General features: G+C 67.1%; 20 protein-coding genes. 16 read left to right on the top strand and 4 right to left on the bottom strand.

The window, feature by feature from the left end:
* Positions 1-44 precede the first annotated feature (44 nt).
* A complete protein-coding gene (locus JJB11_RS01895; RefSeq protein ID WP_201166208.1) occupies positions 45-953 on the top strand; it encodes a LysR family transcriptional regulator in 909 nt (302 codons plus the stop codon).
* 28 nt (positions 954-981) lie between these two features.
* On the opposite strand, the gene JJB11_RS01890 is transcribed toward JJB11_RS01895, so the two are convergent.
* Positions 982-1,791 carry an FCD domain-containing protein gene (locus tag JJB11_RS01890; protein WP_201166207.1) on the bottom strand — a complete coding sequence of 270 codons (810 nt, stop codon included), beginning with the start codon at positions 1,789-1,791 and terminating at the stop codon, positions 982-984.
* 2 nt (positions 1,792-1,793) lie between these two features.
* Here JJB11_RS01890 and JJB11_RS01885 point away from each other — a divergent pair, with 2 nt between their 5' ends.
* From JJB11_RS01885 to JJB11_RS01835, 11 genes are all read left to right on the top strand, one after another.
* Positions 1,794-2,939, top strand: a complete 1,146-nt coding sequence (locus JJB11_RS01885) for a mandelate racemase/muconate lactonizing enzyme family protein (protein ID WP_201166206.1) — start codon at positions 1,794-1,796, stop codon at positions 2,937-2,939.
* Between the two features lie 41 nt (positions 2,940-2,980).
* The gene (locus JJB11_RS01880; RefSeq protein WP_201166205.1) at positions 2,981-3,982 is read left to right on the top strand and encodes a TRAP transporter substrate-binding protein; all 1,002 of its coding nucleotides are present in this window, start codon (positions 2,981-2,983) and stop codon (positions 3,980-3,982) included.
* Positions 3,983-4,030: 48 nt separating this feature from the next.
* Positions 4,031-5,926 (top strand): TRAP transporter large permease, encoded by a 1,896-nt coding sequence (locus tag JJB11_RS01875; RefSeq protein ID WP_201166204.1) that lies wholly within the window; start codon positions 4,031-4,033, stop codon positions 5,924-5,926.
* 313 nt (positions 5,927-6,239) lie between these two features.
* Positions 6,240-7,259, top strand: a complete 1,020-nt coding sequence (locus tag JJB11_RS01870) for an SMP-30/gluconolactonase/LRE family protein (protein ID WP_201166203.1) — start codon at positions 6,240-6,242, stop codon at positions 7,257-7,259.
* A gap of 8 nt (positions 7,260-7,267) precedes the next feature.
* Complete coding sequence (locus JJB11_RS01865; RefSeq protein WP_201964544.1) at positions 7,268-7,936, top strand: FCD domain-containing protein; 669 nt, start codon at positions 7,268-7,270, stop codon at positions 7,934-7,936.
* Between the two features lie 8 nt (positions 7,937-7,944).
* The gene (locus JJB11_RS01860) at positions 7,945-9,036 is read left to right on the top strand and encodes an isocitrate/isopropylmalate dehydrogenase family protein (RefSeq protein WP_201166201.1); all 1,092 of its coding nucleotides are present in this window, start codon (positions 7,945-7,947) and stop codon (positions 9,034-9,036) included.
* A 1-nt stretch (position 9,037) separates the two neighbouring features.
* Positions 9,038-10,093, top strand: a complete 1,056-nt coding sequence (locus tag JJB11_RS01855; protein ID WP_201166200.1) for a Gfo/Idh/MocA family protein — start codon at positions 9,038-9,040, stop codon at positions 10,091-10,093.
* A gap of 2 nt (positions 10,094-10,095) precedes the next feature.
* Complete coding sequence (locus JJB11_RS01850) at positions 10,096-11,085, top strand: TRAP transporter substrate-binding protein (RefSeq protein ID WP_201964543.1); 990 nt, start codon at positions 10,096-10,098, stop codon at positions 11,083-11,085.
* Positions 11,085-11,657 (top strand): TRAP transporter small permease, encoded by a 573-nt coding sequence (locus JJB11_RS01845; protein WP_201166198.1) that lies wholly within the window; start codon positions 11,085-11,087, stop codon positions 11,655-11,657. The genes JJB11_RS01850 and JJB11_RS01845 overlap by 1 nt, the downstream gene beginning before the upstream one ends.
* Before the next feature lie 3 nt (positions 11,658-11,660).
* Positions 11,661-12,947: a TRAP transporter large permease gene (locus JJB11_RS01840; RefSeq protein ID WP_201166197.1), complete on the top strand. Its 1,287-nt coding sequence runs from the start codon at positions 11,661-11,663 to the stop codon at positions 12,945-12,947.
* 15 nt (positions 12,948-12,962) lie between these two features.
* On the top strand, positions 12,963-13,250 hold the full coding sequence (locus JJB11_RS01835; protein WP_201166196.1) for a putative quinol monooxygenase: 288 nt from the start codon (positions 12,963-12,965) through the stop codon (positions 13,248-13,250).
* 181 nt (positions 13,251-13,431) lie between these two features.
* Here the strand turns inward: JJB11_RS01835 and gcvA are convergent, their stop codons facing one another.
* Positions 13,432-14,334: a transcriptional regulator GcvA gene (gene gcvA, locus JJB11_RS01830; RefSeq protein WP_201166195.1), complete on the bottom strand. Its 903-nt coding sequence runs from the start codon at positions 14,332-14,334 to the stop codon at positions 13,432-13,434.
* A 127-nt stretch (positions 14,335-14,461) separates the two neighbouring features.
* On the opposite strand from gcvA, the gene JJB11_RS01825 reads away from it, so the two are divergent.
* The 4 genes from JJB11_RS01825 to leuB are packed head-to-tail and all read left to right on the top strand — an operon-like array spanning position 14,462 to position 18,489.
* Positions 14,462-15,430, top strand: a complete 969-nt coding sequence (locus JJB11_RS01825; protein WP_201166194.1) for a Bug family tripartite tricarboxylate transporter substrate binding protein — start codon at positions 14,462-14,464, stop codon at positions 15,428-15,430.
* Positions 15,427-16,833 (top strand): 3-isopropylmalate dehydratase large subunit, encoded by a 1,407-nt coding sequence (leuC, locus tag JJB11_RS01820; RefSeq protein WP_201166193.1) that lies wholly within the window; start codon positions 15,427-15,429, stop codon positions 16,831-16,833. The genes JJB11_RS01825 and leuC overlap by 4 nt, the downstream gene beginning before the upstream one ends.
* A 1-nt stretch (position 16,834) precedes the next feature.
* On the top strand, positions 16,835-17,425 hold the full coding sequence (gene leuD, locus JJB11_RS01815) for a 3-isopropylmalate dehydratase small subunit (protein WP_201166192.1): 591 nt from the start codon (positions 16,835-16,837) through the stop codon (positions 17,423-17,425).
* Positions 17,422-18,489: a 3-isopropylmalate dehydrogenase gene (leuB, locus tag JJB11_RS01810; RefSeq protein WP_201166191.1), complete on the top strand. Its 1,068-nt coding sequence runs from the start codon at positions 17,422-17,424 to the stop codon at positions 18,487-18,489. The genes leuD and leuB overlap by 4 nt, the downstream gene beginning before the upstream one ends.
* 104 nt (positions 18,490-18,593) lie before the next feature.
* Here the strand turns inward: leuB and JJB11_RS01805 are convergent, their stop codons facing one another.
* Together JJB11_RS01805 and JJB11_RS01800 are read right to left on the bottom strand one after the other, a co-directional pair.
* On the bottom strand, positions 18,594-19,568 hold the full coding sequence (locus JJB11_RS01805; protein WP_201166190.1) for a Bug family tripartite tricarboxylate transporter substrate binding protein: 975 nt from the start codon (positions 19,566-19,568) through the stop codon (positions 18,594-18,596).
* Between the two features lie 40 nt (positions 19,569-19,608).
* The gene (locus JJB11_RS01800; protein WP_201166189.1) at positions 19,609-20,865 is read right to left on the bottom strand and encodes a DUF1254 domain-containing protein; all 1,257 of its coding nucleotides are present in this window, start codon (positions 20,863-20,865) and stop codon (positions 19,609-19,611) included.
* Between the last annotated feature and the right edge of the window lie 9 nt (positions 20,866-20,874).

The raw sequence follows: 20,874 nt of genomic DNA, 5'->3' as shown, positions 1-20,874 counted from the left end.
TTCCAGAGAATTGCTTTTTTGAGAGAAAGTCATTAGCGTTGCGCATGACTTTCGATCTCCGGTCTCTCGTCGCCTTCAATGCCATCGTTTCCTCGGGGAGCCTCGGGCGGGCGGCCGAGGCTTTGAACGTGACGCAACCGGCGCTCAGTCGCACGATTCGCAGGCTAGAGGAGGAGGTGGGGGCGCCTGTGTTCGAGCGTCACTCGAAGGGAATGCAGTTGACGGATGTCGGGAGGGCGTTGCAACCGCACGCGCTCCTCCTGCAACGCGAGTCAGAGCACGCGAACGAGGAGATCAAGGCGATGCTCGGCCTGGCAAAGGGCACCATCCGGGTGGGGGCAGTCGGCAGCATCGCCTGCCTGGTGCTTCCATTGGCGATTGGCAGCACCTGCAAGAAGTGGCCGAATCTTCAGGTCCAGGTCATCGAAGGCGTCTGGGACCGCCTTGCCGATGCGCTCGTCTCGCGCGAAATCGATCTGGCGCTGGGTGTCGACACCGAGGACACGGACGAGATCGTTGCCGTCAAGGATTGCCGTTGGGAGGACACGAGCCACGTGGTCGCGGGTCGCCGCCATCCGCTGCGCAAGAAGGCAAAGCTCAAGCTCGCGGATACGCTGCAAGAGCGTTGGGCCATCCTGCCGAAGGGAACCGGGCCGTTCGAGCACATGAAGAAGGTGTTTGCGCGACACAGCCTGGCACTGCCCAACGTCGTGGTCGAGACACGCTCCGTGACCGCGCTCAAGAGCTTGATCGGCCACTCGGGCTTCCTTGGCTGGATGCCCGAGCCCATGTATGACGCCGAGCGAAAGGCCGGCCTCATCGACGCTTTGGAGATCCCTGGCGCAAGCGACAAGAGAACGCTCACTGCCTTCCGCCGAAGGGCCGGCATGCTGCCAGGTCCTTCGATCAAGCTTCTCGAGGAATTGCGCGCCATGACGGGGCAGCAGCATTGAGCGTCAGATCTTGTGGTGCTGAAGCGTGTCACCGGCGAGTCCGCTTCGCGCCACCATCGACCGCCCTCCTTGGCGCCTGCTTCGGTCCTTCGTCACGCAGCCATTGCACGGCCGTTTCCAGTTGCCGCCGGCTCGCATTTGCGGCGCGAACTCCGTCCCCGCGCCGCAACGCCGCAAGGATGCGCTCGTGCACGGCAAGGGATGCCTGATTGCTCTCGATCGTCGGATTGGTTCGTTGCACGCTCACCTTGAGTGCCGCCGAGATCGCGGTCCCCACGGCAGCCAGGTACTCGTTGCCGCTGGCCATCAACAGCGCAAGGTGAAAGTCCCGATCCGCCTCGACATAAAGCTGTGGATGTTCGACATGGGCGACCATCCGCTGCCACGCATCCTCCATCCCGCGCAACGCGTCCTTGTCGGTGTTCTGGGCCGCGAGAAGGCAGGCGCCAGGCTCCACGATCATGCGCACCTCGGTGAGCCGGAACAGCATTTCCGGATCGGCGCCTGATTCGGCGATCCATCCCAGCACGTCGCGATCCAGCAGGTTCCAGCGATTCCGCTCGGTGATCACCGTCCCGCGGCGCTGCCGCGCCTCCAGCATGCCCTTGGATTCGAGCAGCTTGATTGCCTCGCGCAGCACGGGTCGACTCACCCCGAACTCCGCCAGCACCTGCGCCTCGGGTGGCAACAAGGTGCCGCTCGCGTAGACGCCGCTGACGATGCGGTGGCCGATCTCGGTCGCCAGGTAGCTGTGGCGGCTGGTGGAAATACGGTTTGACATGTCCGGCGAATAAGTAATATAAATCTGCCAAGCCCCGAAAACCTGCCCGTATTGCACCCATGAAGATCGTCGACGTCAAGACCTACGTGCTGTCCACTCCGCTGGAGGAGCCGTTCTCCTTCTCGATGGGATGGGTCACCAAGCGCAGCACCATGATCGTCGAAGTGCTGACGGATGACGGCGTCAGCGGCTGGGGCGAGTCCCTGTGCCATGGCCTGCAGCCGCCGGAGATCGCGCAGACGATCGTGGAGGTCGCGCTCAAGCCTCACTTGATCGGCCAGGACCCGGAGGACGTCGACGTGCTCTGGGAGCGCATGTATAACCTCACGCGTCCGTTTGGCCAGAAGGGCGCTGTCCCCAATGCCATCAGCGCCGTCGACATCGCGCTGTGGGATTGCCTCGGACGGGCCGCAGGCAAGCCCGTGTACAAGCTGCTGGGCGGCGCGTACCGCACCAAGGTCCAGCCCTATGCGACAGGTTTCTATCGCGTCGAGGGCAAGTCCTATCCCGCCGATGCGATTGCCGAAGCCAAGCGCCACATGGCCAAGGGCTTCACCGCAATGAAGCTCAAGACCGGCTTCGGCGTCGAGGACGACATTCGCTACATCCTCGGCGTGCGCGAGGGCATCGGTGACGGGCCCAAGCTGATGGTCGATGCCAACCATGCGTACAACGTCGGCTCGGCACGGCGCATCCTCAAGGCCATCGAAGGCGCCGGCATCCACTGGTTCGAGGAGCCGATCTCGCCCGAGGACATCGATGGCTATCGCGAGCTGAAGACGCTCACGAACATCTACCTGGCGGCCGGAGAGAACGAGTTCACGAAGATCGGCTTCCGCGAATGGATTGCGCGCCGCGCGGTGGACATCCTGCAGCCCGACCTGTGTTCGGCGGGCGGATTCACCGAGTGCCGCAAGATCAGCGCGCTGGCGCAGGCCTGGCACATGCCTGTGATCCCGCATGTGTGGGCTTCGGGCATCGGGCTTGCAGCCTCGTTGCAGTTCCTGGCCACGATTCCGCCTTCGCCCCTTGCGCTCAAGCCGATCGAGCCGATGCTCGAATACGACCAGTCGTCGCACCCGTTCCGGCAAGACCTGATCCACGGCGCGATCACCATGCGCGACGGCATGGTCGACATCCCTGATGCGCCCGGCATCGGCGTCGAGATCAACCGGGAAATCATCGAGAAATACGCGGTGCACTGAGCGCCGGTACTGAACCCGTCATCAACCCGAAGACACAAGAAATGCAAGTTCGAAGAAGCATCCTGGCGCTCGCCGCCGTGGCCACGACCGCCGTCCTGTTCGCCGCGCCTGCGCCCGCCGCCGCCGCCCCCCAATTCACCTTCCGTGCCGCGCACTACTTCAAGGAAGATCATCCCTGGAACAAGGGCCTGGAGTTCTTCGCCAGGAAGGTGAGTGAAGACAGCAAGGGTCGCATCCAGGTCGACATCTTCAACGGCGGCGTCCTGGGCAGCGAAGCGCAGACGATGCAGTTCGTCAAGGATGGCTCGCTGGACTTCACCGTGGCCGATCCTTCCGCGGGTTCGACCTTTGCCAAGGAACTGGACTTCTTTGCGCTGCCTTTCCTCTTCCGCGATTACGACCATTGGCAGAAGGCGCTCGACGGCGCGCCCGGCAAGCAGTACGCAAAGCTGATCGAAGACAAGACCGGCATCAAGATCCTGGGCTACTGGGGCGGGTCGAGCCGCAACGTGCTGTCCACGAAGAAACCGGTGACGGGCATGACGGACATGAAGGGATTCCGCCTGCGCCTGATCTCCAGCCCGTTGAAGGTGAACGTGTGGAAGGCGGTCGGTGCTTCGCCCACGCCCATTGCCTTCATGGAAACCTATCTCGCCATGAAATCCGGCGTGGTCGACGGCATGGAAAACGAGTCCGTGTCGGTGCGTGACATGAAGTTCTACGAGCCGGCGCCGTACATTGCCCGCACCGAGCACGAGTTCACCGTGCGCCCGCTCTTCATGTCGAAGAAGTCGTTCGACAAGCTGCCGCCCGACCTGCAGCAGGTTGTCCTGAAGGACGCCCAGGAGGCGACCGTGTACGAGCGGAAGGTGGAAGCCGAGGCGAACAAGACGGCGGACAACGAGATGCAGTCCAAATTCCACGTGAAGTTCAATGCGATCGACAAGGCTCCCTTCAAGCAGGCCACCCAGCCCGTGATCGCCGAGTTCGCGCGCGGCATGGGCCTGTCCGACCTGCTGAACAGCCTCGAAGCGGTCAAGTAAGCGGCTGACCGGATGCCGGGTGGACGCATGTCGCCCGGCTCTTCCCCCATGGACGTCACAAGCCAACACCCCGCGCCAGTCCAGGCGCGCAAAAGCGCCGTCGACCGCTCGCATCGCCGGGCGCACGGGACTGACTGGATCGAGCGGACCGCCGAAATCGTGGTGGTCTGCGCACTCGCGGGCGAACTCGTTGCCATGTTCGGCAACGTGATCGCGCGGAGTTTCTTCAATACGTCCCTGGTCTGGAGCCTGGAGGTCGGCGAACTCGCGCTCGTGGTGATGACGTTCATCGGCGGAGCGATCGCTTATCCGCGCAACGAGCACATGGCGCTCCACGCGGTCGTTCAGCGGCTGCCGGGGCGGTGGCATCCCGCGGTGGAGGCGTTCGCCACTTGCCAGGTGTTCGCGATGGCGCTCGCGGGCTGCGTGCTCGCTTGGCAGATGATGCTCTCCCGGTGGGATGAGCGCACGCCGTACCTGGAGTTGCGCGCCATCTGGTTCGCGCTGCCCATGATTGCGGGAATGGCGCTGCTGGCCTGGTTCGCCCTGAAGCGGCTGGGGCTGCTTCCTCGTCGCGCCGTGGTGACAGGCGCAATCGCGACCGCGATTCCCCTGGCGATCTTGCTGGGTCTCGCCCACGTGCTCGGAGCCGATGCTCGCGCATACGCGCTGCCCGCGGCGTTCGCGGTGTTCGCCGTCCAGCTGGTACTGGGGGTGCCGATCGGCTTCGCGCTGCTGATGGTCACGCTGCTGTACCTGTCCACGGCCAACATGGTTCCCCTGTCCGTCGTGCCGATCAACCTGCAGGCAGGCATCAGCAGCTTCGTGATGCTGTCCATCCCGTTCTTCATTCTCGCCGGCTACGTGATGACGGAAGGGGGCCTCAGCCGGCGCATGACCGAATTCGTGACGACGCTGGTGGGGCGCTTCCGCGGCGGCATGCTGCAGGTGATCGTCGTCTGCATGTACATCATGTCCGGCATCTCGGGATCCAAGGTCGCCGACGTGGCGGCCGTTGGCACGACGATGAAGGACGTGATGCGCAAGGAGCGCTATGACGCCGGCGAGACAGCCGCCGTCCTGGCGTCCTGCGCGATCATGGGCGAGACGGTTCCTCCCAGCATTGCCATGCTCGTGCTGGCGTCGGTCACCTCCTTGTCGATCGGTACGCTGTTCGTCGCCGGCCTGCTGCCGGCCGCCGTGATCGCAGCGTGCCTCATGGTGCTCATCTATCTGCGCTCGCGCGACCGGGCAGGTACCACCCACGCAGCGACGATGCGCGAAATCTGGCGCTCCGGTGTCGTCGCGATCCCCGCGTTGGTCGCACCGGTGATCCTGATCGGCGGCATCGTCAGCGGGATTGCCACGCCCACCGAGGTGTCGTCGACGGCGGTGGTGTATGCGTTGCTCCTGGCCATCGTCGTCTACCGTGCCCTGTCGCCCAAGGCGCTGTGGCACACGCTGGTCAACACCGCAGCCCAGGCCGGAATGGTGCTGTTCATCACCAGCACCGCCAGCACCTTCTCCTGGTCGCTGACGCTGGCCAAGATGCCGCAGCAGATTGCTGCCCTGTTCGCGAGAATGAACGGCTCTTCGACGGCGTTCATGCTGGCCACGCTGGTGACCTTGATTGTCATGGGGGCCCTGCTGGAAGGCTTGCCTGCCCTGCTGATCTTCGGTCCGCTGCTGCTACCGCTCACGTCCGCCTTCGGCATCGATCCGCTGCAGTACGGAATCGTGATGATCATCGCGATGGGCTTCGGAGCGTTTTCGCCGCCCATCGGCGTGGGCATGTTCGTGACGTGCTCCATCTGCGAGACGACCATGGAGAATGCGGCGAAGCACATGGCGCCGTACCTGGCCGTGCTGATCGTCGGCCTACTACTCGTCGCGTTCGTGCCCTGGTTCAGTCTCGTGGTGCCGAAGGTCCTCGGTATGCTCTGACCGGGTGTTGCGGCGCACCGGGAAGAATCCGCGCCCACGTGCCGATCGAAAGGTCGTTTCAACGGAATCGGCCAAAAGCAGTCGTGCGCGGCCCGTGCCGAGCGACGGCTTGCAACGGGTTGCTCGATTCGACTCGGCCCGCTGAATGACGCGGGCTCTCGAAGGTACCCCTCGGTCGCATGCGTGAGCCTCAGCGCGCACCTGCGGCGGCGCGCCACCCGCACTGCCGCTCTCCATCTCGCGTCGATCTGTCTTGCCGGTCATGGGTTATCCCTGATGTCGGCCAGCGAGACATTCGCTAACGTATACGTTAATGAACGCGTCGCGAAAGATCGAGGACGAGTCCGCATCGGGCGGCGAGGGGGTGCCGGCGCGGCGTCTGGATGCATTGCGTTTTGTCGGCAGCGGGCTGGTGCGGCCCGAATGCGTGCTGGCGACCGCTAGCGGCGACCTGTATACGGCCGACTGGCGCGGCGGCGTGGCGCACACCCGGCCGGACGGCAGCCAGACGCTGTACGCCGGCGCGGCGCCCGACGGACTGGCGCTCAAGCCAAATGGCGTGGCACTGCTGCGCGACGGCAGCTTCCTGGTCACGCATCTCGGTGCGGAGGACGGGGGCGTGTTCCGCGTGCAGCGCAACGGTCAAGTCGAGCCTTGGCTGCAACGCGTCGAAGGTCTCGACCTGCCGCCCACCAACTTCGTCGTCGAAGATCGCCAAGGCCGCTTCTGGATCACCGTCAGCACGCGGCTGATCCCTCGCGCGCTCGGCTACAGGCGCAGCTGCGATGACGGCTTCATCGTGCGCGTCGATGCCCGGGGCGCGACCATCGTCGCGGATGGCCTCGGCTACACAAACGAGGTTGCCATCGACCCGAGCGGCAATTGGTTGTACGTGAACGAGACTTTCGGGCGTCGCCTTTCGCGCTATGCACTGCGTGCCGACGGCTCGCTCGGGCCCAAGCAGATCGTCACGGAGTTTGGCCCGGGCACGTTTCCCGACGGCCTGGCCCTGGACGTCGAGGGCCACGCCTGGGTGGTGAGCATCGTGAGCAACCGATTGATTCGCGTCGCGCCTGACGGAACGACAAAGGTCTGGCTCGAGGACGCCGATGCGCAGCATCTGGCGCAAGTGGAAGCGGCCTTCGAAGCCGGCACGATGGGCCGGCCCGAGCTCGATGGCATCAGGAGCCGCTGTCTGCGCAACATCTCCAGCATCGCCTTTTGCGGCCCCGATCGACGCCGTGCGGTGCTTGGATGTCTGCTCGGCGACCGGCTGGCCACGCTCGACATGCCAGCGCAGGGCGTCGCGCCTGTGCATTGGAACTTTGCATGAGGCCGCCGGTGAACCAATCCGCGACATCGCTCGTGGAGTCGGCCTACGAGCAAATCCGCCGCCGCATCCTGGATAACGTCTGGCCGCCAGGTCATAACGCGCTCGAGCACGAGGTGGCGGCGGATCTGGGCATGAGCCGCACCCCGGTACGCGAGGCGTTGATGCGCTTGCAGAACGAGGGCTTGCTCGAGGTGATCCCGCGCCACGGCGTGCGCGTGCTGCCAGTCTCCGGCGTCGACATGCAGGAGATCTACCAGGTCCTCACCGCGCTGGAATGCATGGCCGCCGAATTGCTGGCCGCTCGCAAGCCGGGTGTCAAGGAGCTCGCGCCGCTGGTCGACGCGACCAAGGCGATGGGCAAGGCGCTCAAGGCCGACGATCTGGACGCCTGGGCGGTTGCCGATGAACGCTTTCATCAGGATCTGTTGGACTTGGCTGGCAACCGCCATCTTCGGGCCACGGTCCTGAACTATTGGGACCGCACGCACCGCGCGCGCATGTTCTCGCTGCGTTTGCGGCCCAAACCGGTGAACTCGACCAAGGAACACATGCAGATGGTCGAGCGTCTGCTTGCCGGCGACGCCGAAGGCGCGGCTCGCGTCACGCGCGCACATCGCGAGCGCGCACGCCACGAACTCGTCGCCATCTTCGAGCGCTTCAAGCTCGCCCAAATGTGAGAGACCTCATGAGTAAGACGTCGTATTCAATTGCCGTGCTGCCCGGAGATGGCATTGGCGTCGAGGTGATCGATGCCACCCTGGCCGTGCTGCGCGCGCTCGAAGGGCGCATCGGTCGCCGCTTCGAATGTGTCAAGCATCCGGCAGGTGCGCAGCACTACCTGAATGGTGGTGACTCGCTGCCCGACAGCACCTTGGCTGCCTGCCGCGCCGCCGACGCGATCCTCTTCGGTGCGATGGGGCTGCCAGACGTGCGGCAGAAGGACGGCACCGAGATCATTCCGCAACTGGACCTTCGCTTCGCCCTCGACCTGTACGCCGGCGTGCGTCCGATCCGCACCTTTGCCGGCCTGCCTGGCCCGCTCGCCGACCCGCGTGCCGCGCAGATCGACCTGGTGCTGGTGCGCGAAAGCACCGAGGGACTGTTCTACGCGCGTGGCCGCGGCCGCATCGAAGGCGCAGGGGACGCGGCCGAGGCGTTCGACACGATGAAGATCACGCACAAGGGCACGGCGCGGGTGTGCGACTTCGCGCTCAAGCTTGCGCAGCAGCGCAAGGCGCGGGGCAAGCCCGGCCGGGTGACCAACGTCGACAAGGCCAATGTGTTTCAGTCGATGGCCTTCTGGCGCCAGGTGTTCGACGAGCGCGCCAAGGCCTTCCCGGACGTGCCCACCGAACACGCCTATGTCGACGCGATGGCGCTGAACCTGGTCATGAAACCGTGGGCCTACGACGTGCTGGTCACCGAGAACATGTTCGGCGACATCCTGTCCGACCTCATCGCGGCATTGGCGGGCGGCATGGGCATGGCGCCTTCGGCCGACATCGGCGACGACTATGCGCTGTTCCAGCCGGCCCACGGCACTGCGCCGGACATCGCCGGACTGGGCGTGGCCAATCCGAGCGCGACCATCCTGTCGGCCGCGATGATGCTCGACTGGCTGGCGCACCGCCATGGCGATGCCGCACTGGGCGACGGCGCTCGCGCCATCGAGGATGCCCTGGCCACCGCGTTTGCCAAGGAGCTCGTGCGCCCGCGCGAATTCGGCGGCAAGAGCAGCACCGCCGACATCGTCCGCGCGGTGGTGGATGGCCTGTGAGATGACCGAACGCATCGTCATGATCGGCGCCGGCTACTGGGCGCAGTTTCAGGTTGAAGGCTGGCGCGACGCGGGGGCGCCGCTGCGCGCCATCGCCAACCGCCACCTCGAGAACGCCGAGGCACTCGCGCGGCGCTACGGCATTCCCAAGTGCTATGGCGACGTCGCCGCGATGCTCGACGCCGAGCGGCCGACGCTGGTCGACGTGGTGCTGCCGCCGGTTGCGCAGGAGCAGGCGGTGCGCTCGGCGATCGAACGCGGCATCCCCACCATCTGCCAGAAGCCCTTCGGCGTCGACCTGGCGCAGGCCGAGGCGATGACGCGGATGGCCGAGGCTGCCGGTGTGCCGCTGGTGGTCCACGAGAACTTCCGCTTTTCGCCGTGGTTCCGCGAGCTGCGCCGGTGCATCAATCAAGGGTTCTTCGGCCGGGTGCACGGCATCGCCTTCCGGCTGCGCCCGGGCGACGGCCAGGGGCCAGACGCCTACCTGGACCGCCAGCCCTACTTCCAGCAGATGCCGCAGTTCCTGGTGCGCGAGACGGCGGTGCACTTCATCGACACCTTCCGCTTCCTGATGGGCGAGGTTCGCGCAGTCACGGCGCGGCTGCGCCGGCTGAATCCAGCGATTGCCGGCGAGGACTCGGGCCTGCTGATCTTCGAGTTCGACGACGAGCGCACCGGGCTGTTCGACGGCAACCGGCTCAACGAACACCCGGCCGAGAACCTGCGCCGCACGATGGGCGAGATGTGGCTCGAAGGCGAGCGCGGCGTGATGCGCCTGGACGGGGACGCGCGGCTGTGGTGGAAACCACACCAGGGGGCCGAACGGCAACACGCCTACGACGATGGCGTCGGGCGCGGTGTCTTCGGCGGCGCCAGCACGGCGCTGCAAGCGCACGTGCTGGCCCACCTGCGCGAGGGCACGCCGCTGGAGAACGCGGCCGCCGACTACCTGGCCAACCTGCGCGTGCAAGAGGCGATCTACCACTCCCATGCCAGCGGGGCGCGGGTCGCCCTGGCGAACTTCGACCCGCATAACACTTCCACCAGGAGATGACGATGAGAGGCTTCCGATTCATGGCCGCGACCGCGATCGCGGTGGCGTTTGCCCTCCCGGCAGCAGCGCAGACCGTGCTCAGATTCAGCCACACCGACCAGCAACACGGCGCGCGCCAGGAGGCGGCCGAGCTGTTCGCCAAGAAGGTCGAGGAACTGACCCAGGGCCGCTACAAGGTGCAGGTGTTCTGCTGCAGCCAGCTCGGTAACGATCCCAAGAACATCGAGCAACTGGGCTTCGGAGGCATCGACTTCACGGTGTCGGGCACGGGGTCGTACGCGCCGCACCTGCCGACGCTGAACGTGACGGCGCTTCCGTACCTCGTCGACAACTTCGCCCAGGGACAGGCCTTCTACGACCGGTCGAAGTGGCTGCAGGCGCAATTCGCCAAGGCGCCAGCCAAGGGCTTCCGCTTCCTCGCGACCTGGGAAGCGGGCTTCCGGGACATGACGACGAAGACGCCGCTGGCCTCGCCGGCGGACGCCAAGGGCATGAAGCTGCGTACCTTCCCGAACGAGATGATGCGCTGGGTGCTGGAGGCGATGGGGTTCAACATCCAGATCATGCCGCTGCCCGAGGTGTACCTGGCGATCCAGCAGGGCGTGGTGCAAGGCCAGGAGAACCCGATCGACACCATCGCCTCCAACAAGTTCTACGAGGTTGCCCCCTACATCACGCTGACCCAGCATGTCTACAGCCCGATCCCGCTGGCGATCTCGGAGCGCACGTGGCAGAAGCTGTCGCCGGCCGACCGCAAGGCGGTGACCGAGGCCGCGCAGATCGCGGCCGCCTACAGCCGCAAGGTCGTGCAGGCGAACGAGGAAAAGCTGCTGGCCGACATGCAGGCGCATGGCGCCAAGGTCAGCCGGCCGCCGCTGGCGCCGTTCCGCGCCGCGGTGCAGCCCGTGTACGCCAAGGCGCGCGAGAAATACGGCGCCGACGTCGATGCGGCACTCGCCGATGCCGAGGCGATCCGCAAACAGGTGAAGTAATGAGCGAGTCGCTGGCCCCCATGCAGGCGCGGCACGCAGCGCCAACGCCTCGTGTGCCGCTCCTGCCCGGGCGCATGCCCGGGCCGCTGCCGATCCGCATGCTGGGGCGCGTCGTCGATTGGGCGGTGATCGGCATGGGCGCCGTTATGGTCGTGCTGGTGTTCAGCAACGTCCTGCTGCACGTCGTGGACCGCGACATGGCCTGGACCACCGAGCTGGGCGAGTTCCTGATGGTGTGGGTCTCGTTCTTCGGCGGCGCGGCGGCCACACAGCGTGGCGGCCACATGGCCATCACCGAATTCGTCAATAAGCTGTCGCCCCGCGCCCGCCTGCGGGCCGATTTCGTGCTGCAGGCTTTCAGCCTCGTGGTCGTCGGATCGCTCATGTTCTACGGCTGGCGCCTCGTGCAGGGTAACTGGGGCAACGAGCTCACCGTGCTCGAATGGCCGATGGCCTACCAGTACATGGGCATGGCGCTGGGCAGCACGGCGATGGCCGTCTTCCTGGGCTTCGACCTGGTGCAGATCGCGCGTGGCGTGCCGCGCGACGAGCGATATCCCGCGGAGAGCTGAGCGATGCTGCCCCTGGTGCTCTTCGGCTCCTTCTTCGCGATCGCACTGCTCGGCGTGCCAATGCTGTTCGCCTTGCTCGCGGCGACCGTGGGCACGATCCTCGTGCTCGGCCTGCAGCACCCGCTGGAGGTCGTCTACCTGTCGTTCATCTCCGGCGTCGAGCCCTTCATACTGACCGCGGTACCGATGTTCATTCTCGCCGGCGCCTTGCTCGCCGTGGGAGGCGTCGGCCGTCGCATCGTCCATCTGGCACGCGTGTTGCTCGGCTGGCTGCCAGGCGGCCTGGGTGTGGTCACGGTGTTCAGCTGCATGATCTTCGGCGGCATTTCCGGCTCGGCGATCGCCGACACGGCCGCCATCGGCTCGCTGATCATCCCCGCGATGCTCGAGCGCGGCTATTCGCGCGGCTTCGCGGCCGTGCTGCTGAGCGTGGCGGGCACACTGGCCCTGCTGATGCCGCTCTCGATCCCGTTCCTCGTTTTCGCGTTCATCTCGGGCGCGTCGATGCGCTCGATGTCAATGGCCGGATTGGTGCCGGCGGCAGTGCTGGCAGTGACGCTGGTCGCGGTGTGCATCTGGCACGGCAAGCGGACGGGTTGCGACACCGGCGACGAACGCGCGACGTGGCGCGAAGTGCGGCTCGCCATCCTCGATTCCGGTCCGGCGCTGCTGATGCCGCTGATCATCGTCGGCGGTGTCTGGAGCGGCTTCTTCACGCCCAGCGAGTCGGCCTCGTGCGCGGTCGTCTACGGCTTGATCATCTCGATCTACTACTACAAGGATCTCACCTGGCGGCACATTCCGCAGCTGATTCTCCAGGCATTCGTCACCAGCGCCGTCGTGCTGCTCGTGATCGGTGCCACCGGCGGCATGGGCTGGCTGGTGACGGCAGAACAGGTGGCCTCGCAGATGGCCGAGTGGGTGCGTTCGGTGGCGAGCCAGCAATGGGAGTTCCTCCTGCTGTTCAACGCCGCCATGCTGTTGCTGGGCATCTTCATCGAGCCGCTGCCCGCGATGCTCTTGTCGGCGCCGCTGTTCATGCCACTCGCGCAGTCGTTCGGCATCAACATGGTTCACTTCGGCGTGATCATGACCGCGAACCTGGCGATCGCACTGGCCCATCCGCCCGTCGGCGCGACGCTGTTCGTCTCGGCCAGGCTCGCGAACGCGAGCATGGGCGACATCCTGCCCAACCTGTGGAAGCTGCTCGGTGCAGCGATCGTCACTGTGCTCCTGATTACCTTCATTCCGTCCCTGACTGGCTGGCTGCCGGCCCTTCTCCATTCGTAACCGCACAGGGTTGCCATGCAAGTCCTTCTCGTCGAGTTCTGCATCCATGCGTCGTTTGTGCCAGCCTTCGAGGCGGCGATCGCCGAGAATGCCCGCGCCTCGCGGCGCGAACCCGGCTGCCGTCAGTTCGACGTGTGCCGCGACGCCGCGGATCCGTCGCTCTTTTATCTCTACGAGCTGTACGACGACGAGGCGGCGATCCAGGCGCACCTGCAATCGCCGCACTTCCTGTCGATGGACAGCGCAACGCGAGATTGGGTCGCTACGAAGACCGTGCGGCGATTAACCCGTACGAACCCTTGAAGTTCAGCGAGGAACGACTGCTTGCGGTCCACACCTGCGATCGAACGGGCAGCGACCCACCATCGATGACTTTCCCTGACCGTAGGTACCTCGCACTCTCATCCCCGCACCAACACGAGACGTACCTGGACTCCCTGGACGTTCGGTTCCGGCGCCATGGAGAGGAGGTGGTCCGTCCCGCTCAGTCGCCGCCGTCCTGGGCCGCTTCGGCCAGGATCCATTCTTCGAAAGCCTGGACGCGTTGCGGCTGCTCCGTGCCGGCTGCGCGGGTGGCGATCCAGTACGCCCCCGGTGTGCGGACGCGCACGCCGAAAGGTTCGATGAGGCGGCCGGCGGCCAGGTCGTCACGCACGAAGGGCAGCAGGGCAACGATCACGCCCAACTGGTCTGCCGCGGCCTGGTAGGCGAGCGCGGCGTTCTCGAACTTGAGACCGCTGTTGCCGTCCACGCCGCGCGCACCGGCCGCCTTCAGCCACGCAGGCCAGTCCTTGGGGCGGTTCATGGAGCACAGGAGCACATGCTGCGCCAGGTCATCCGGCACGCGCAGGCGCGGCCCCGTCTCCAGCAGGCCAGGCGCGCAGACGGGCAGCAGCGTCTCGCCGAACAGCCTGCGACACGCCGCGCCTTGCGGCGGCACGGACTCCGAATGGATGCTTACGTCCACGTCGTCGCGGTCGAAGTCGGCGCGCTGGTGGCTGGTGGTGATCTGCACGTCGATGTCGGGGTGCTTCGCATGGAAGCGCGCCAGCCGCGGCATGAGCCACCGGATCGCGAAGGTGGGCGGCAGCTTGATGCGCAGCCGCCTCTCGTCGGGGCTGCGCTGGACCTGCAGCGTGCCGTGTTCGATTTGCTCCAGCCCTCCACGGACGGCCGCGTAGTAGACCTGTCCCTGCGGAGTGAGCGCGATGCCGCGGGCGGTTCTCTCGAACAGGCGAACCTTCAGCCAGTCCTCCAGTGCCCCGACGTGGCGGCTGACCGCGCCCTGCGTCACGCATAGTTCCTGCGCGGCACGCGTGAAGTTGCCGCAGCGCGCCGCGGCCTCGAAAGCGCGGACGGCGTTCAGCGGGGGCAGGCGGCGGCTCATGGACAGGAGGACAGGACGAAGGCCATGAGCTTTTCGCATGGCCTCCATGCCTTAATTGTCGTTGATCGGGGCCGCGTCCCTCCCTAGGATCTCCCCGTGGCGTCAGACCACGACAGGAGACAAATCGATGCTGAGAAAACTGCATGCCTGCCTGGTGGCACTGCTGCTCGCCGCGGCGCTTCCCGCGCTGGCGCAGGACAACTATCCGCACCAGCCCATCCGGCTCATGGTGCCCTGGCCACCGGGCGGCGGCGTGGACACCACCGCGCGCCTGCTGACCGAGCCGCTGAGCCGGCGCCTCGGCCAGCCTTTCGTGATCGACAACCGCGGCGGCGCCGGCGGCAACATCGGCACGGAACTGGCCGCGCACATGAAGCCCGACGGCTACGGCCTGCTCATGGCATCGATCAGCCCGAATGCCATCAACGTGCACCTCTACAGCCGTCTCGGCTTCGATCCCATCAAGGACTTCGCGCCCATCATCTACGTGTCCTCGGTGCCGAACATCCTGGTCGTCCCCGCGAGTTCGCCGTTCAAGACGGTGGCGGACCTGGTGGAGTTCGCGCGCGCCAATCCGTCCAAGCTGAATTACGCGTCAGGCGGCGTCGGGTCCTCGCAGCACCTGGCCGCGGTGCAGTTCATGCAGGTGGCCAAGGTGGAACTGACGCACGTGCCGTACAAGGGCACGTCGCCGGCCGAAGCCGACCTCGCTTCCGGCCACGTGTCGCTGATGCTGGACACCACCACCTGCCTGCCCTTCATCGCGAGCGGCAAGATGCGCGCGCTGGCCGTGGCCTCGAAGGCGCGCAATCCCGCGCTGCCCAACGTGCCGACGTTCGACGAAGTCGGCCTGCCGGGCATCTACGCCTCTTCGTGGTACGGGCTGATGGCGCCTGCGGGCACGCCGCGGCCCATCATCGACAAGCTCAACGCCGACGCGAATGCGGTGCTCAAGACGCCCGAGTTCCAGAAGCGGATGGCGGACTTCGGCGCGGAGATCGGCGGCGGCACGCCCGAGGACTTCGGCAACTTCATCGTCTCCGAAACCAAGCGCTACGACGGCATCGTGAAGGCCTCGGGCGCCAAGCTGGAATGACCGCATCCACCCTGTTCGAGAAGATCTGGTCGCGGCACGTCGTCACGGTGCGCGACGACGGCCAGGCCCTGCTGTACGTCGACCGCCACCTCGTGCAGGACGGCTCCGCTCCGGCCTTCGAGATGCTGCGCCAGCGCGGGCTGCCGGTGCGCGCGCCGCAGCGCGCCTTCGCCACGCCCGACCACTACGTGCCGACGCACTCGCGCCGCCTGGCCGACGTGGCGGACCCCGAGAAGCGCGCGATGGCGCAGGCGCTGCAGGACGACTGCACGCGCGCCGGAATCCGCGTCTTCGGGCTGGAGGATCCGCGCCAGGGCATCGTGCACGTGGTCGGCCCGGAGCAGGGGCTGACCCTGCCGGGCATGCTGCTGGTCTGCGGTGACAGCCACACCTCCACGCATGGCGCCCTCGGGGCGCTGGCATTCGGCATCGGCGCCTCGGAAGTCGGCCACGTGCTTGCCACGCAGACGCTGTGGCAGCGCATGCCCCGCACGATGCGCATCACGGTGGACGGCCGCCTGGGCCAAGGCGTCACGGCCAAGGACCTCATCCTGGCCATCATCGGCCGCATAGGCGCGGCCGGCGCCACTGGCCACGCTATCGAGTACGCGGGCGAAGCGATCCGCGCGCTGTCGATGGAAGGCCGCATGACGGTCTGCAACATGAGCATCGAGGCCGGCGCTCGCGCCGGCATGATCGCGCCGGACGAGACCACTTTCGCCTGGTTGCGGGGCCGGCCGCATGCGCCGCAGGATGCGGCCTGGGACCAGGCCGTGCAAGGCTGGCGCTCGCTGGCTTCCGACCCGCAGGCCGCCTTCGACCGCGAGGTCCGCCTGGACGCATCGGCGATCGCGCCCATGGTCACCTGGGGCAACAGTCCCGAGGACGTGGCGCCCATCACCGGTGCCGTGCCGTCGCCGGCCAGCGTGCCGGCGGAACGGCGCGATGCGCTGGAGCGCGCGCTGGACTACATGGGCCTGAAGGCCGGCCAGTCCCTGGCCGGCGTGCCCGTGGACCATGTGTTCATCGGCTCGTGCACCAATGGCCGCATCGAGGACCTGCGCAGCGCTGCGCAGGTCGTGCGCGGCCGCCGCGTCGCGCCGGGCGTGCAGGCCTGGGTGGTGCCGGGCTCCGGCCTCGTGAAGCGGCAGGCAGAAGAGGAAGGCCTGGACGACATCTTCCGCACCGCCGGCTTCCAGTGGCGCGAAGCGGGTTGCTCGATGTGCCTGGGAACCAACGGCGACCAGGTCGGCGCAGGACAGCGCTGTGCCTCCACCTCCAACCGCAACTTCCGAGGCCGCCAGGGCCCGGGCTCGCGTACGCATCTCATGAGCCCGGCGATGGCCGCAGCCGCGGCGGTGCGCGGCTGCCTCGTCGACGTCCGCGAACTGGGAGCCGCCTGACATGCAAGCCTTCCGCATCGTCGACGCCGGTGCCGCGCCCATGGAGGCCGCCAACATCGACACCGACCAGGTGATCCCCGCGCGCTTCATCCAGAAGCCACGCGCCAACGATTTCGGGCAATGGATGTTCCTGGATGTCCGGCGCGATGCGCAGGGCCGTCCGCTTCCCGGGTTCGTGCTGAACGACCCGGCCTACGCGGCGGCGCGCATCCTGGTGGCCGGCCCCAACTTCGGCTGCGGGTCATCGCGCGAGCACGCCGTGTGGGCGCTGGCCGACGGCGGCATCCGCGCCGTCATCGCGCCCAGCTTCGGCGACATCTTCTTCGGCAACGCGCTGAAGAACGGCTTGCTGCCGGTGGTGATCCCCGCTGCCGGGGTCCAGGAGCTGCAGGCCGCCTTGCGCGCCGAGCCGGGCGCCCATGTGCGCGTGGACCTGGTCGAACAGGTGGTGCGGGGCCCGGGCCTGGCGCCGCAGTCATTCGCCATCGACGCCTTCGCCCGCCGCTGCCTGCTGGAGGGGCTGGACGAGATCGGCTACACGCTGGGGCTGGTGCCCCTCATCGAGCAATACGAACGAGGACTGGAAGCATGAAGATCGCAGTGCTGGCGGGCGACGGAATCGGCCCGGAGGTGACGGCCGAGGCGGTGAAGGTTCTGGACGCGGTACTGGGGCGCACCCACCGGCTGGAAGTGGTCGAGGCGTTCATCGGCCAGGCAGGCATCGACGCCGACGGCGATCCCTTGCCGGTGCGCACCAGCGAGGTCGCGCGCAACGCCGACGCCATCCTGTTCGGGGCCGCGGGCATGCCGGGCGACGAGGCGATCCCCTATGCGATGCGGCCGGGCGCGAGCCTGCTGCGCCTGCGCAAGGAACTGGGCCTGTTCGCCAACTTCCGTCCGGCGCTGCTGTTCGAGGAGCTGATAGGCGCGTCGACGCTCAGGCCGGAGGTCGTGCGAGGACTGGACCTGCTGATCCTGCGCGAGCTGACCGGCGACGTGTACTTCGGCGAGCCGCGTGGCTTCGCGACCGAGGCCGGCGAGCGCGTCGCGTTCAACACGATGCGCTACAGCGAAGGCGAGGTGGAGCGCATCGCCCACGTCGCCTTCCGCGCCGCGCGCAGCCGCAGGCGCAAGGTCTGCTCGGTCGACAAGGCCAACGTGCTGGAGGTCGGGCAGCTGTGGCGCGAAGTCATGACCCGTGTCGGGCGCGACTATCCGGATGTGGAGCTCACGCACCTGTTCGTCGACGCCGCGGCGATGCAGTTGATGCGCGCGCCGCTGGCGTTCGACGTGATCGTCACCGGCAACATCTTCGGCGACATCCTCTCCGACGCGGCCGCCATGCTCACGGGGTCGATCGGCATGCTGCCCTCGGCCTCGCTCGGGCAGGGCGCGCGGGGCCTGTACGAACCGGTGCACGGCACCGCGCCGGACATCGCCGGCAAGGACATCGCGAACCCGCTGGCCGCGATCCTTTCCGTGGCCATGATGCTGCGCCAGAGCTTCGGCCTGCAGGCGGAAGCGCGCCGGGTGGAAGATGCCGTGCGCGCCGTGCTGGCCCGGGGCCTGCGCACCGCGGACATCCACCAGGCCGGGAGGGAGCGCGTGGGAACGCGGCAGATGGGCGACGCGGTGGTGGACGCGCTGCGCGGGTGAGATGAGGCGGGCGGCGGCTGCTTCGGGTCGCAAGCCCCCAATCCTGCCGACGTATCGACTCCGCCGTGTCGCTGCAAGAGGCTTCGAGCCCGTGGGGGCCGAGGCTACTCGGGCTTGATGTTTGCAGCCTTGATGATCTGCGACCACTTCCTTGTCTCGCTGTCCAGGAAGGCGCGGAACTCCGCTGCCGTCCCGCCGCGCAGTTGCAGCCCGACGGCCTCCGCCTTCTTCCGCACCTCGGGGTCGTTGAGAGCGACGTTGGTCTCCGCATTCAGCCGCTGGAGGATCGGGGCCGGCGTACCAGCGGGTGCCATCAGGCCGTACCAGCCATAACCCACCACGTTGGGTAGCCCCGATTCGACGAAGGTCGGCGTCTCGGGCTGCAAGGGCGTCCGCTTCTCGTTGGCGACTGCCAGGATGCGCAGCTTGCCCGCCTGCACGTACGGCACCGCCGTGGAGACGGCCGTCAGCGTGGCATCGATCCGACCGGCGAGCAGTTCGGTGTACGCCGGCGCATCGCCCTTGAACTGCACGACCAGTCCCTTGGCGCCGGCTGCGCGAATGAACAATTCGGCGGTCAGGTGCGGCGCCGACCCCGCGCCGGGCGAGCCGAAGGTGAAGCCCTTGGGATTCGCCTTGCCCCACTTCACGAATTCGGCGACGGTCTTGTACGGCGCGTCGGCATTGACGACCAGGAAAAGCGGCGCGATGGCGGTGCTGACGATCGGCTCGAAGCTCTTGTGAACGTCGTAGGGCAGGTTCGTGTAGAGCGCCTCGCCGATGGCGATCGGCGCCGCCGCGTGGAGCAGCGTGTACCCGTCGGGTGCCGCCTTCGCCACGTAGTCGTTGGCAATGCGCGTGCCGGCACCGGCCTTGTTTTCGACCACGACCGGCTGTCCCAGCTTGGCGCCGAGGAAGTTTCCGAGCACACGGGTCAGGATGTCGTTGGAGCCGCCCGCGCTGTAGGGCGAGACAAGACGGATGGACCGGCTGGGCCACGACTGGGCGGCCGCGGGCAAGCCGACGGGTGCGAGGCCTGCGGCAGCAACGCCAAGCAGTTGGCGGCGGGTGAGGTTCATGCTTGTCTCCTTTTGCTCTGGTTGGAATGCGTACGGGGCCTCAGATGCGGCGCAGCGACGGATAGGAATAGCGGAATTCCAGGTGTTCGGCCTGCGGTTGATAGAGCCGAAGCACCACGTAGAACGGCTCCCCGTCGGGAGCGGGCAGCCAATTGCACCCTGGTCCAGGGTCGTCCGCCTGCAGGCGGATTGCCAAGCTGCCATCGGCCTCGAGACGCAGCCCCGGCGTGCGGTCGCCGATCGAGTAGCGGTTGATCGGGTTGGCGACGAACAGGCAGTCGCTGCGACGGTACATGGTCAGCGACCAGAAGGCGCCTACGCGCGGCCCCGCGCCAGGCGGAAACCGCAGCTCGTATGCGTTCGATCCGTGCAGGGGCTGGCCGTCGGCATCCATCTCCGCCGTGGGATACATCGCCTCGTCGATGCCGAGCGCACCGATGAAGTTGCGCGCCACGCGCGCACGCGTCATGACGTCCTGGCCCCAATGCGTGCGCACTGACAGAGCCAGCGCCCAACCGCCGCCGAGGGCGTGTGGCTGCTGCTTCTCGCGCAGGAGGTGGAACACATTCGGGAGCTCCGCCGCCAGCGCGTCGGCGTCGAGCGGCCAGTGCAGGGTCTCTCCTTGCGGAACGGGATTGCGCGCCAGTGCCTCGTCCACGATGGCGCGATAGAGCGATGCTGGCGGAACGGTGACGGAGCGACCGTCCAGCCGCGTGTCCACCCGCATGCCCGCTTCGCTGCCGTCCACCCGGCGCGCCGCGATCTGCGCCTGCAGGGCGCGTACCTGCTCCAGGTCGGCGGGGGAGTCGTCCACGAGGATGCGGCCGATGATCCAGACGTCCTGCCCGGGCGCGGTGATCACCTGCGAGACCCCGGCCGGCACCTCTCCCCGCCAGCCCGGTGCGTGCACCAGCGTGCGCTGGCGCCGGTTGCCCGTCGTGCGGCGGCCGATATAGGCAAAGGGGTTGGTCCAGGCGTCAAGCAGCCCCAGCGTCCAGTACCGGTCGCCCATCTCCGGGGTGTCGATCAGCACCGGTCCTTGCGAGAGGTCCAGCCACGCGTTGCTGTACACGGTGTCATTGTTCGGGCTCACCACCTCGCGATCGTCGGGGCCGAGCCGGCGGTGCGTGTGGGTGAACTGGTTCACCCAGCGCATCCGCGAACCGGGGTCGTCGGCGGCGAAGCCCAGCGTCGGATGGCGCCGTGCCGTTGTCGCAGCGCGCATGCGCATCATCTCGAACAGCGGCAGGGTGTGGACGATGGCGGCGCGGGCGGGCGCGTCGCCTCTCACCTGCATGGATGCTTT

The sequence above is a fragment of the Ramlibacter ginsenosidimutans genome (genome assembly GCF_016654015.1).
Lineage (GTDB): Bacteria > Pseudomonadota > Gammaproteobacteria > Burkholderiales > Burkholderiaceae_C > Ramlibacter > Ramlibacter ginsenosidimutans.
Note: the sequence above shows the minus strand (reverse complement) of the source record. Positions and strands in the feature narration are given on the sequence as shown.